This is a genomic window from Flagellimonas alvinocaridis (genome assembly GCF_965248585.1).
In the GTDB taxonomy this organism is placed as follows: domain Bacteria; phylum Bacteroidota; class Bacteroidia; order Flavobacteriales; family Flavobacteriaceae; genus Flagellimonas; species Flagellimonas alvinocaridis.
On the sequence record NZ_OZ252111.1, the window covers coordinates 559,793 to 572,782 of the forward strand.

Genomic DNA, 12,990 nt, shown 5'->3' on the forward strand with positions numbered 1-12,990 from the left:
TAATTTTAACGAAAATGAGAACAAACATCAGAACAATTATCGGAATCGCATTTGCATCGGCATTGGTATTGACCATATCTTGTAAAGGAAAAACAGAAGAGGCAAAGGAAACTTCCACGGAAGCGACTATGGATCATGAAGGGCATGATATGGACAACATGAACGATATGGAAACCAAGGATATGCAAGGCAAGGAATATGCATCAGCCTATGTGTGTCCCATGCATTGTGAGGGCAGCGGTAGCGATACCGAAGGGAAATGTCCAACTTGTGGGATGACTTATGTTTTAAATACGGAGCACATGAAGGACGGGCATACCCATAATTAAGCTTCAAACTTTACCCATCCATATAACACAGGTTATGATCATTAAAGTCAAAAATATGGTGTGCGACCGCTGCAAGAGCGTTTTGAAAGACGAGTTTCAAAAGGCGGACATTGCCGTGGTGAAAATGGATTTGGGTGAGATCCAGTTCTTGGATGATGCATCGCATCGCATGGACGATATTCGGGAGATTTTGGTCTGCAATGGGTTTGAGCTGATCGAGAATCCAAACGACACCCGCATTGCTGAAATCAAAAAGCATGTGCTCATGGCATTGAACCATGGGGTGGACCGGAATCTCTCGGAGTATCTATCCGACAAAATGAAAAAGGAATATTCGGTGTTGAGCAAACTCTTTAGTGCGACTGAGGGGATGACCATTGAAAAGTTTTTCATCAGGCTAAAAATTGAAAAGGCCAAGGAACAGATTCAAATGGGGGACAAAACCTTTTCTGAGATTGCCTATGATCTAAACTATGCCAGTGGGAGCCATTTGGCCAAGCAGTTCAAGGCCATCACCGGAATGTCCATGGGGGAATATCAAAAACTTCAGCAGTGGGACAGAAAGGCTTGGGACCAAATTGTATAACAATTAACCAAAATTGTAAAAGTAGTTGACCGGAGGATACGGTAGTTTCGACATAAAAACAAAAACAATGAAGCACACCTATCACATACACGGAATGACCTGTAACGGATGCAGGGGCCATGTGGAGAAAACCCTTTCTGAGGTTGACGGGGTAATTTCCGCTGAGGTCAATTTGGAAAAGGCCGAAGCTTTGATCACCATGGAGGAGCATATTCCCTTGGAACGGTTTCAACAAGCCTTGGAAAAGGATGGGGGAAGATATAGCATCCATATGCCCGGTCATCACCATCCACCCCAACCAAAAGAAAAACCCGCAGTGAAAAATGGAACAGGGGTCTTTTACTGCCCCATGCATTGCGAGGGGGATAAAACCTATGATAAACCTGGAGATTGTCCGGTCTGTGGAATGGATTTGGTAGAGGAACAGAATTTATCCACTCCTTCCTCAGAACAATGGACCTGCCCCATGCATCCTGAAATTGTTCGGGACGAACCGGGCAGTTGCCCCATCTGCGGGATGGATTTGGTCCCCAAAAAGCCAGATCTTTCAGCAGAGGAGAAAACGTATAAAAAATTGATCAAAAAATTCTGGCTGGCCTTGGCATTTACCCTGCCCATTTTTTTGATAGCCATGAGTGAAATGGTGCCCAATAATCCATTGTACACCATTTTGCCGCAAAAGTATTGGAACTGGGTGCAGTTTGCCCTTTCCCTGCCCGTGGTCTTTTACGCCACTTGGATGTTTTTTGAACGGGCCTATAGAAGTATCAAAACTTGGAACCTGAACATGTTCACCCTCATTGGTATTGGTGCCGGAGTGGCATGGACTTTTAGTGTTTTTGGGATGCTTTTTCCGGATTTCTTCCCGGAACAGTTCAAGACGGAAGCGGGTACGGTACACGTGTATTTTGAGGCCGCAACAGTCATCCTTACCTTGGTACTTTTGGGTCAGGTATTGGAAGCCAGGGCCCACAGCAAGACCAATTCTGCCGTAAAGGAGCTATTAAAGCTTGCCCCGAACAAAGCAATCAGGGTAATCAATGGAGAAGAGGAGGAAGTACATATCGATGACATTCAGTTAGGGGATATTTTACGGGTAAAGCCCGGGGAAAAGATTCCTGTGGATGGCGTGGTGATGGAAGGTCAGACAGCCATAGATGAGTCCATGATCACGGGCGAACCCATTCCTGTGAACAAGGAGAAAGGAGATAAGGTAAGCAGTGGTACCATCAACGGGAATACATCATTCTTGATGAAAACCGAAAAAGTGGGGTCGGACACCCTATTGTCCCAAATCATAAAAATGGTGAACGATGCCAGTCGTAGCAGGGCGCCTATCCAGAAATTGGCCGATACCGTATCTAGATATTTTGTGCCCATTGTGGTGGCCATAGCCGTGGTCACTTTTGGCGTATGGGCCATTTGGGGACCAGAGCCGGCCTATGTATATGCGTTGGTCAATGCAATCGCCGTATTGATCATTGCCTGTCCCTGTGCCCTAGGGCTGGCCACTCCAATGTCCGTTATGGTGGGGGTGGGCAAAGGGGCCCAACATGGCGTTTTGATCAAAAATGCCGAAGCATTGGAAAAAATGAACAAGGTGGATACCCTTATTGTGGACAAAACCGGGACCATTACCGAAGGGAAACCCGCTGTTGAAAAAGTTGGGACATTTGGCGATAACGATGAAAGCATGGTTTTACAGTACATCGTTTCCTTGAACAATCTTAGCGAGCATCCCTTGGCTCAGGCCACTGTGAACTACGGAAAAGAAAAGAATATTGATATTTTAAAAGCTGATGGCTTTGAAGCTGTTACCGGAAAAGGGGTCCAAGGAACTGTAAATGCAAAGAAGACAGCTTTGGGTAACCGTAAGATGATGCAGGAAGTAGGCGTAGAAGTGTCCGAAGCCATGGAAAATGAGGTACAAACCTATCAGAAACAAGGAAAGACCGTGTCCTATTTGGCCATCGATGGAAAAGCGGTGGGTTATGTGGTCATTGGGGATCGCATAAAGAAAACCAGTGCAAAGGCCATCAAGGCGCTACAGGATAAAGGTGTGAGTGTGATCATGCTTACCGGCGACAACCGGGATACGGCCCAAGCCGTGGCCAATGAACTTCATTTGTCCGACTTTGAAGCGAGTATGCTGCCCGAGGACAAACTTAAAAAAGTATCGGAATTGCAGTCCCAAGGTAGGGTGGTGGCCATGGCCGGAGACGGAATAAATGATGCACCTGCATTGGCCAAAAGTGATGTTGGGATTGCCATGGGAACAGGTACCGATGTGGCCATGGAAAGTGCCTCCATTACCTTGGTAAAAGGAGATTTGCATGGTATTGTCAAAGCATTCAACCTGAGTGGTGCCGTCATGGGCAATATCAAGCAAAACCTGTTCTTTGCCTTGGTGTACAACACCTTGGGGGTTCCTATCGCCGCGGGAGTGCTCTATCCATTTTTTGGATTGTTACTCTCTCCCATGATCGCAGCCTTGGCCATGAGCTTTAGCTCCGTATCGGTCATTGCCAATGCACTCAGACTTCGAACTAAATCAATCGACTAAATAATGGTAAAACGACAAACAGCAATCAAAATTCGAAAGACCCACAGGTACTTGGGAATCTTTTTGGGGATTCAATTCCTGATGTGGACGATCAGCGGGATGTATTTCAGTTGGACGGATATTGATGAAATCCATGGAGATCATTTCAAAAAAATGCCGCCCAAGGCCACATCCTTTACCAATCTTTTGGGTACGGATAGCCTAAACGGTGTTAAGGCGATTACGTCCATGGAGCTTTTGGAGATTGCTGGTCAGCCCTATTATTGGATCAATGGGGCACAGTTGTTCAATGCCAAAACTGGGGAGCAAAAAGAAAGTGTAACCAAGGAAGAGGCGCTGCAAGTGGCGGCCGATCATATGCGCGCTGACCTTAAGGTCAGCTCCATTGCCCAGATTAATGAAGTGGGGCCACATCACGAGTATAGGGGAAGACCCTTGCCTGCGTATGAGATTTCATATGGGACTACGGACGAACTTAAGGCGTATGTGGCACTCAACAATGGGGCATTTCAAACGGTACGGCACAGGGATTGGCGTTGGTTTGATTTTTTATGGATGACACATACCATGGATTATCAAGGGAGGGATGATTTCAATACCCTGTTGCTCCGGGGATTTTCTTTATTGGGACTGATTACGGTATTGAGTGGTTTCCTGCTTTGGTTCACGTCTTCCCCATCAGTTCGAAAAGTGGTTAAACGAAATAATAAATAGTATGAAAAAGAATAGTGTATTTGTTGCAGTTGCAGCATTGGTTGGACTTCTATTGGGGTATCTGATTTTTGGTTCAGGTCTTGAAGAAATGAATTCTAACGATGGGCATGATCACAGCGAGGAAATGGCATCCGGTGAAATGTGGACCTGTTCCATGCACCCTCAAATCATGCAGCCGGAACCTGGCGACTGTCCTATCTGTGGTATGGATTTGATTCCGGCCAGCTCTTCAGATGAAGGCCTTGCCATGGGACAGATCAGAATGTCCAACAATGCCATGGCGCTCGCTGGTGTGGAAACGGTGACCGTGGGTGCTGGGATAACAGGGGAAGGTAGTGTGAAACTCTCTGGAAAAGTGGCTATCAACCAAGAAGCGGATGCCGTACAATCAGCTTACTTTAATGGGAGGATAGAAAGGCTCAACATCAATTTTGAAGGCGAAGAGGTGAGAAAGGGGCAACAACTGGCCACTATTTACTCTCCCGAGCTGGTAGCCGCACAACAAGAATTGATTACGGCAGCCAATTTAAAGGCTTCCCAACCGGCGCTTTATGCCGCGGTTCGAAACAAGCTTACCTTTTGGAAACTTTCTGAAAATCAAATCAATGAAATTGAAAGTTCAGGAAAGGTTCGTGAAAATTTCCCGGTATATGCCAATGTTTCGGGAGTGGTTTCGGAAATCATGGTCGAAGAAGGGGATTATGTAAGCACCGGCTCCCCTTTGGTGAAAGTGGCCAATTTAAATTCGGTTTGGGCCGTTTTCGATGCCTACGAGAACCAATTATCACTTCTTAAGAAAGGACAAAACCTTGAGGTGCGGACAAAGTCGTACCCCAATGAAACTTTTAATGCAAAGATTTCCTTTGTGGATCCCTTGTTGAACAGTTCCACCAGGACCCTTGAGGTGCGTGCGAATCTTGATAACAGAAAAGGGTTGCTGAAGCCAGGGATGTTTGTCACTGCCGAAATCCAATTGGAGAACGATACCGAAACGGAAGCCCTTACCGTTCCGGAAAGTGCGGTTCTTTGGACTGGGGAACGCTCTGTTGTTTATGTAAAGCCAAATTCAGGAGAAGGCATCTTTGAGATGCGCGAAGTGACCTTGGGGAATTTGGTCAATGGGAATTATGTGGTGGTTTCTGGATTGAATTCAGGTGAGGAGGTAGTCGCCAAGGGTGCCTTCACCGTGGATGCGGCTGCACAACTTCAAGGGAAAAAATCTATGATGAATAAAAGCGGGGGAAGAACCATGACCGGACATGAAGGACATGGAGCTGGAATGCAAATGGATATGGAAATCTCAAAAGATGCCAAGACGGCCTTTGACTTATTGTTGGATCCGTATCTTAAACTAAAAGATGCCTTGGTGGCTTCCAATATGGAACAGGTACAACAATTTGCCAGTGAGGGGATGGAGAATGCCAAACAAATTGCTGCCATGGAAATGGATGAAAAGACAAAGATTCATTTTTCGAAGATTGGGAATCAATTCGCGACTATTGCTTCGGAAAGTTCGTTGGACAGCCAGCGAGATCACTTTGTCCAATTGTCGGAAAACATGATACTGATTGGAAATGGGATAACAGGAATGGGCAAGAAGCTATATGTACAACAATGTCCTATGGCCAACAAAAGCAAAGGGGCAAATTGGTTGAGTCTAGAGGAGGAAATCAAGAACCCATATTACGGTGAAGCCATGTTGAAATGCGGAAGTATAGTTAGTGTAATAAACTGATAATCAAATTATAAAAAATATTTTATTTCCAGTTTAGTTAATATTTAGCCAATAAAAATCATGGAATTGAAAACTGATATACATTTACTTCAGTTTTTAATTTATTGACTCATGAAACAAGCGAAGTCAACTGGAAAGTCATCTCCTGCCAAAGCTGTAAAAAGCAATGCCAAGAAGACTACCCAAGCTACTGGTAAGAAGAAGTAACTTGTGGTTTTTTGGCCCAAAGGGCCATAACTGAAAAGAAAGAAAAACGCCCTGATGAAAATCAGGGCGTTCCTATTTTAAATCCCAATGGGGTTTTACATCATTCCTGGCATTCCGCCGCCACCCATTGGAGGTCCGGCAGGAGTATCTTCCTTGATGTCGGTCAATGCACACTCCGTGGTCAAGATCATACCTGCAACCGAAGCGGCATTTTCCAAAGCGATACGGGTCACTTTCTTAGGGTCGATGATTCCAGCTTTCAACATGTCAACATATTGATCGGCCTTGGCATCGTAACCAAAGTCTTTCTTGCCTTCCAAAACCTTGGAAATTACAACAGAACCTTCGCCTCCAGCGTTTTCAACGATGGTACGCAATGGAGCCTCAATGGCCTTGGCCACGATCTGAACCCCAGTGGTTTCGTCCAAAGATTCGGTTTCCAATTTCTCAAGGACTTTTTTGGCGCGTACCAAAGCAACACCACCTCCGGCAACAATACCTTCTTCAACAGCGGCGCGGGTAGCATGCAACGCATCGTCCACACGGTCTTTCTTCTCTTTCATTTCCACTTCAGAGGCAGCACCTACGTACAATACCGCAACACCGCCAGCCAATTTGGCCAAACGCTCTTGCAATTTTTCCTTGTCGTAATCTGAGGTTGTAGTCTCGATTTGCGCCTTGATTTGGTTTACTCTAGCTTTGATGTCAGTCGCTTTTCCTGAACCGTTTACAATAGTGGTATTGTCCTTATCGATGGTTACGGTCTCGGCAGTACCCAGCATATCCAAAGAAGCATTTTCCAAAGAGAAACCTCTTTCCTCAGAGATTACGGTACCTCCGGTCAAGATGGCGATGTCTTCCAACATGGCTTTTCTTCTGTCCCCGAATCCAGGAGCCTTCACAGCGGCAATTTTAAGACCACCTCTCAATTTGTTCACTACCAAAGTGGCCAAAGCTTGTCCTTCAACATCCTCGGCAATGATCAACAACGGTCTTCCTGATTGCGCAACGGGCTCAAGAATAGGTAGGATTTCCTGCAGGTTGGAGATTTTTTTGTCGAAAAGAAGAATATAAGGACTCTCCAAATCGGCAATCATTTTGTCAGTGTCGGTCACGAAGTAAGGAGAAAGATACCCTCTGTCAAACTGCATTCCTTCCACAACATCTACATAAGTATCGGTACCTTTGGCTTCTTCCACAGTAATAACACCTTCTTTACCTACTTTTTCAAAAGCAGTGGCGATAAGGTCGCCAATGGTATCGTCATTGTTGGAAGAAATAGCGGCAACCTGCTTTATTTTGTCAGTATCGCTACCTACTTTTTTGGCTTGTTTTTCCAAATCGGCCACCAAAGCCTCAACAGCTTTGTCAATACCGCGTTTCAAATCCATGGGATTGGCGCCGGCAGCAACGTTTTTCAAACCTTCTTTTACAATTGCTTGTGCCAAAACAGTGGCGGTGGTGGTACCATCACCGGCTTGGTCATTGGTTTTGGAAGCAACTTCCTTCACCATTTGGGCACCCATATCCTCTAGGGCGTCCTCCAATTCAATTTCTTTTGCAACGGATACACCATCCTTGGTCACTTGGGGAGCGCCAAAGGATTTGCTGATGATCACGTTTCTTCCCTTGGGACCCAAGGTTACTTTCACGGCTTCGGCCAATTTATCAACGCCTCGTTTCAGGCCGTCACGTGCATCTATATCAAACTTAATGTCTTTTGCCATTTCTTTTTAGTTGATTTTTAATTAAACAATTGCCAAAATATCACTCTCGCGCATGATCAAATAATCCGTTCCGTCCAATTTAAGTTCGGTTCCGGCATATTTTCCATAGAGTACGGTATCTCCAACCTTTACGGTCACTTTTTCATCCTTGGTGCCAGGACCAACGGCAACTACATTGCCTTTTTGGGGTTTTTCCTTTGCGTTGTCCGGGATGATGATACCGGAGGCAGTTTTGGTCTCAGCCTGAAGAGGCTCGATCAAGACCCGATCTGCCAATGGTTTGATGCTTACTTTAGCCATATTTTTACTTTTTAGGTATTTGTTTTTAAAATTCTCGAAATATTGGGGCAGAAATTATGCCATTGCCCAAAAACTGACATTATGGAAAACAAAAATGCCAGCTTGTCATTCAAGCTGGCATTTTTGTATCTGTTGTCATTGTTCTTAGTTGATCGTGTCAGCGGGATTTGTGGTATCCGCCGCAGGAACCTGCTCTGGAACTTCTTCTGGAAGTGCTTCAGGAACTGTAGTTTCAGTTCCGTCACCCTGTAGAAGTTTTGAGTCTGCTTGGCTATAGCTTCCCTTTAGGGAAACATTGGAAAGCAAAATCAAAACAACCAATAAAGTGGCAAGGGTCCAAGTACTTTTGTCCAAGAAATCCCCTGTCTTTTTTACACCACCAACAACTTGGGTACCACCTCCTCCAAAAGAAGAGGAAAGACCGCCACCTTTTGGATTTTGGACCATGATGACCAATACCAACAAAAGGCACACGACGATAATCAATATCAAAAAAATTGTAAACGTGCTCATTACTATCTTATTCTTTTTCTTTTTGCAGCTTCTTCACCGCCCGAATTTGGTCTGCAAAGAAACCACTTTTTTCTGGATATTTCAAACTCAATATTTTAAAGGCTTGAATGGCCTTTTTGTACTTTTTTTGTTCCAAATACACCTTGGCCAAAGTCTCTGTCATCAGTTCATTTTTATCGAACTTGGTAGATTCTTTGATATTTACCTTGGGATTGGTGTTTTCTTGGGGTACTATTTTTGGATTGTTCTCGATGAACTTGTCCAATAGCTCAAATTTTTTCTTTTTTTCCAACTCTTCCATGATCTCCTGCTCATCTTGGGATGCTTCCTGCTCATGCTTGGAGGTCAATTTGAGCCATTCGGTAAAGGAATGCTTTTCTTTTTTGGTAAAGGGGATGGGTTTGCCCAATTGCAGTTCGACCTCTGGAGTGGGATCTTCCTTCTTGATTTCTTCCGAAACAGGTTCTTCGGGGGTTTTGGATTTGAACAGGGCCGGATTCAATATTTGTTCGGCATCCTGAAGGTTTTGGGGCAAGGCCACTTCTTCGGCATCCACCAGCATGGCTTTCACGGTCTCACTGGGTTCAATTTCCTCTGAAACGGCATTTTGATCTTCCAGTTTGCTGCCTCTTCCGGCTATGGTGTCGGCAATATTGTTCTGTACAAATTCCTGGGATGTAATATAATCGAACAATACCTCACGGTCCGCCGTATGGGCCGCGGCCACTTTTAGTGCTCCGTTATATTTATAGCTGTCCAGATTTTTAAGCCCCTTCAAGTGCAGTGCCCGTGCGGCTTGAAAATAGGGATACTCCTCAATAATGTCCTCCAATTCCCTCGTCTGTTTTGGGGACAGGATGGTGTTGGACTTTTGAAGAATATGTATAAAATCCGATACGTTCATAATCATTACCAATTTCCTAAGGATGCATTAAAAATATCCTGGGTAAGGCGTTCAAAAATTTCTTCGTGTGCGGCTGCTTGGATTGCTGTCAATGAAGCAGCGGCATCAAAATCATAGAAAAATGAAAATCGACGTTCAAAATCAGCATCATCCTTTGTGGTGTTGTAAAACCGTACATTTACGCTCATGGTCAATCGGTTTTGGGCCGTTCTCTGGTCGGAGGTTGCCGTCATGGGGATGACCTTGTACTCCACAATTTCACCTTCGTACAAAAGATCACCGTTGCTGCCGGTGAGCGATAGGCTGGTGAGGTTGTTGATCATATCCTGAAGTGCCAAGGTAAAATCGCGATCCAATCCGGGCACAATGGTGGAACCGGGGCTTTGGTCGGCATAATTCTGGAAAAAGTTGACCTGAAAACTAGTGGCCGTCCCAATATCTGCTCCCGAAAAATTATAGGCTCCACAACTATAAAGACTGAGAATAAACCCTAAAAGTCCAATTTTAAAACCATTTTTCTTCATGTATATCAATTCAAATTTTAAACTTGGAGTATTATAGATCGTATTGTTTTATCTTTCGGTATAGAGTCCGTTCAGAAATGCCCAATTCGGCAGCCGCGGCTTTGCGTTTTCCACGATTGCGTTCCAGTGATTTCCTAATAAGTTCTATTTCCTTTTCCTGTAAAGATAGGGTTTCTTCTTCTTCGATCTCCTCGGCAAAATGGTACCGGTCTTCTGGGGATTGGGTCACTACCATAGGTTTTTCCACAGTGGGCTCAGGAAGATGTAATACTTCGGCCATAGTATCGTCTTCCTGCTCAAATTCCTCTTCCTTACCTCCATAAATTTTGCGGATCAGGGTTTCATTTTCCTCCTGGACCTTTTCAGAAGTATCGTTTTTCAAAAGTTCCAAGGTCAGTTTTTTCAAATCATTGAGGTCACTTTTCATATCAAACAAAACCTTGTACAAAATTTCCCTTTCGTTGCTGAAGTCACCTTCTTTTTTAGTCTGCCCCACCACCGCGGGTAAATTGGAACCACTGGAATTGGGGAGATAGCTGTTCAGGGTTGCCGCAGAAATGTTTCTATCCTCCTCCAATACCGAAATCTGTTCTGCAATGTTCCGCAATTGTCTGATGTTGCCCGGCCAACGGTATTTCAACAATAATTGAACGGCATCCTCCTCTAAACGGATGGTTGGCATTTTGTACTTCTGCCCAAAATCTGAAGCAAACTTTCTAAACAGCAAATGAATATCGTCCCTGCGTTCCCGAAGAGGGGGAATTGCGATTTCAACGGTGCTTAATCGATAGTAGAGGTCTTCCCTGAACTTTTCTTTTTTAATGGCCTCGAACATGTTGATGTTGGTAGCGGCCACAATTCTAACATCCGTTTTTTGAACCTGGGAAGACCCCACTTTTAAAAACTCACCATTTTCCAAGACACGGAGCAACCGTACCTGTGTGGTAAGTGGAAGTTCACCCACCTCGTCCAAGAAGATGGTTCCACCATCGGCCACTTCAAAATATCCGCTTCGGGTTTGGGTAGCCCCGGTAAAGGCTCCTTTCTCGTGGCCAAATAGCTCACTGTCTATGGTTCCTTCCGGGATGGCCCCACAGTTTACGGCAATATATTTGGCATGTTTTCGGTGTGATAGGGAATGGATGATCTTGGGGATGGCCTCTTTTCCCACACCACTTTCCCCGGTCACCAAAACCGATATGTCCGTGGGAGCTACTTGAATAGCCTTTTCTATGGCACGGTTTAGCTTGACGTCATTGCCAATGAGCTCAAACCGTTGTTTAATGGATTGAACGCTCTCCATATATTAGTTGTTCTTTGAGTATTCCAAGGCCTCTCCAAGGAGTGTGGCCGAGGTGCAATCATTGATTTGTACATTCACAAAATCGCCCACTTGGTAGTTTTCCTTTGGAAAGACCACAACGGTGTTTTGTGAATTCCGACCCATCCAGTGGGCATCGGATTTTTTGGACGGACCCTCAATAAGGACTTCCTCAATTTTGCCTACATGTTGCTGGGTACGGTAATGGCTATGCTTTTGTTGCAGTTCGATGATTTCCGTGAGGCGTCTTTTCTTGATGGCTTCAGGAATGTCATCTTCCATCTTTCTTTCGGCCAAGGTTCCGGGCCGTTCGGAATAGGCAAACATGAAACCAAAATCATACTTTACATACTCCATGAGGCTCAAGGTATCTTGATGGTCCTCTTCGGTCTCTGTAGGGAAACCGGTGATCATATCCTGACTAATGGCACAATCGGGGATGATGTTTTTAATATTGTCAATAAGCTCAAAATATTCCTCACGGGTATGCAAACGATTCATCGCTTGTAAAATACGATTGCTGCCACTTTGTACCGGAAGGTGGATGTACTTGCAGATGTTTTCATATTTGGCCATGGCCTCGATGACGTCCAAGGTCATATCCTGCGGATTTGATGTGGAAAAGCGGATTCGCATTTTGGGCTGGGCCAAGGCCACAAGCTCCAAAAGCTTCGCAAAATTCACCGAAGTGGCCTTTTGCATCTCGGAAGCCTTATCGAAATCTTTTTTGAGTCCGCCACCATACCAAAGGTAGCTGTCCACATTTTGGCCCAAAAGGGTGATTTCCCTAAAGCCTCTTTCCCAAAGGTCGTTCACTTCCTCCAAAATGGATTGGGGGTCACGACTACGTTCCCGTCCGCGGGTAAAGGGGACCACACAGAAGGTGCACATGTTGTCACAGCCACGGGTAATGGATACAAAGGCGCTCACACCATTGGAGTTCAACCGGACCGGCGCCACATCGCCATAGGTTTCGTCTTTGGATAGGATAACGTTTACGGCGTTACGGCCTTCGTCAATTTCTTGGATAAGGTTTGGAAGATCTTTGTAGGCATCAGGTCCCACTACCATATCCACTATTTTTTCCTCTTCAAGGAATTTGCTTTTCAAACGTTCGGCCATACAGCCCAAGACCCCTACTTTCATTCCAGGGTTGGTCCTTTTTACAGCATTGAACTTTTCCAAGCGTTTGCGAACAGTTTGTTCCGCCTTTTCACGGATGGAGCAGGTATTCACGAGTACCAAATCAGCTTCTTCGAGCTCCTGGGTTGTGTTGAAACCTTCCTTGGCCAAAATGGAAGCTACAATCTCACTGTCCGAAAAGTTCATCTGGCATCCGTAACTTTCTATATAAAGTTTACGGGTATTCTTTGCATTTTTTTCGATGGCCAATGTACTTCCCTGTTGGCTTTCATCTATTATTTTCTCTACGGTTTCGTCCTTTGTCATTGTGATGCAATAGTCTGCAAAGATAGTGCTTATTCCAGTTTAGTGACAATTTGGCAGTTAAATTTTAACCAAAATTCAAGCAACGACATCCGCTATTTTTTATCTAGGAATTGTAATC

12 protein-coding genes are annotated in these 12,990 nt (G+C 44.9%); 5 read left to right on the forward strand and 7 right to left on the reverse strand.

Annotated elements, in window-relative coordinates; all coding sequences use genetic code 11:
- The first annotated feature begins 14 nt into the window (after positions 1-14).
- The 5 genes from ACP14V_RS02490 to ACP14V_RS02510 all read left to right on the forward strand — a co-directional run bounded on the left by ACP14V_RS02490 (position 15) and on the right by ACP14V_RS02510 (position 5,927).
- On the forward strand, positions 15-329 hold the full coding sequence (locus tag ACP14V_RS02490; RefSeq protein WP_272610783.1) for a heavy metal-binding domain-containing protein: 315 nt from the start codon (positions 15-17) through the stop codon (positions 327-329).
- A 34-nt stretch (positions 330-363) separates the two neighbouring features.
- A complete protein-coding gene (locus ACP14V_RS02495) occupies positions 364-915 on the forward strand; it encodes a helix-turn-helix domain-containing protein (protein WP_272610781.1) in 552 nt (183 codons plus the stop codon).
- Positions 916-982: 67 nt separating this feature from the next.
- The gene (locus tag ACP14V_RS02500; protein ID WP_272610780.1) at positions 983-3,478 is read left to right on the forward strand and encodes a heavy metal translocating P-type ATPase; all 2,496 of its coding nucleotides are present in this window, start codon (positions 983-985) and stop codon (positions 3,476-3,478) included.
- A 3-nt stretch (positions 3,479-3,481) separates the two neighbouring features.
- Positions 3,482-4,192, forward strand: a complete 711-nt coding sequence (locus tag ACP14V_RS02505; protein WP_272610779.1) for a PepSY domain-containing protein — start codon at positions 3,482-3,484, stop codon at positions 4,190-4,192.
- Between the two features lies 1 nt (position 4,193).
- On the forward strand, positions 4,194-5,927 hold the full coding sequence (locus ACP14V_RS02510) for an efflux RND transporter periplasmic adaptor subunit (RefSeq protein ID WP_272610778.1): 1,734 nt from the start codon (positions 4,194-4,196) through the stop codon (positions 5,925-5,927).
- 302 nt (positions 5,928-6,229) lie between these two features.
- Here the strand turns inward: ACP14V_RS02510 and groL are convergent, their stop codons facing one another.
- The 7 genes from groL to miaB all read right to left on the reverse strand — a co-directional run bounded on the left by groL (position 6,230) and on the right by miaB (position 12,872).
- On the reverse strand, positions 6,230-7,861 hold the full coding sequence (groL, locus tag ACP14V_RS02515; protein ID WP_129653473.1) for a chaperonin GroEL: 1,632 nt from the start codon (positions 7,859-7,861) through the stop codon (positions 6,230-6,232).
- Positions 7,862-7,882: 21 nt separating this feature from the next.
- Positions 7,883-8,161 (reverse strand): co-chaperone GroES, encoded by a 279-nt coding sequence (locus tag ACP14V_RS02520; protein ID WP_116216218.1) that lies wholly within the window; start codon positions 8,159-8,161, stop codon positions 7,883-7,885.
- A 144-nt stretch (positions 8,162-8,305) separates the two neighbouring features.
- Positions 8,306-8,674, reverse strand: a complete 369-nt coding sequence (gene secG / locus ACP14V_RS02525) for a preprotein translocase subunit SecG (protein WP_136565479.1) — start codon at positions 8,672-8,674, stop codon at positions 8,306-8,308.
- Positions 8,675-8,681: 7 nt separating this feature from the next.
- Complete coding sequence (locus ACP14V_RS02530; protein ID WP_136565480.1) at positions 8,682-9,578, reverse strand: hypothetical protein; 897 nt, start codon at positions 9,576-9,578, stop codon at positions 8,682-8,684.
- Between the two features lie 5 nt (positions 9,579-9,583).
- Positions 9,584-10,102: an LptE family protein gene (locus ACP14V_RS02535; protein WP_136565481.1), complete on the reverse strand. Its 519-nt coding sequence runs from the start codon at positions 10,100-10,102 to the stop codon at positions 9,584-9,586.
- Positions 10,103-10,133: 31 nt separating this feature from the next.
- Complete coding sequence (locus ACP14V_RS02540) at positions 10,134-11,405, reverse strand: sigma-54 interaction domain-containing protein (protein ID WP_272610777.1); 1,272 nt, start codon at positions 11,403-11,405, stop codon at positions 10,134-10,136.
- Between the two features lie 3 nt (positions 11,406-11,408).
- The gene (gene miaB, locus ACP14V_RS02545; protein WP_136565483.1) at positions 11,409-12,872 is read right to left on the reverse strand and encodes a tRNA (N6-isopentenyl adenosine(37)-C2)-methylthiotransferase MiaB; all 1,464 of its coding nucleotides are present in this window, start codon (positions 12,870-12,872) and stop codon (positions 11,409-11,411) included.
- Positions 12,873-12,990: the final 118 nt, after the last annotated feature.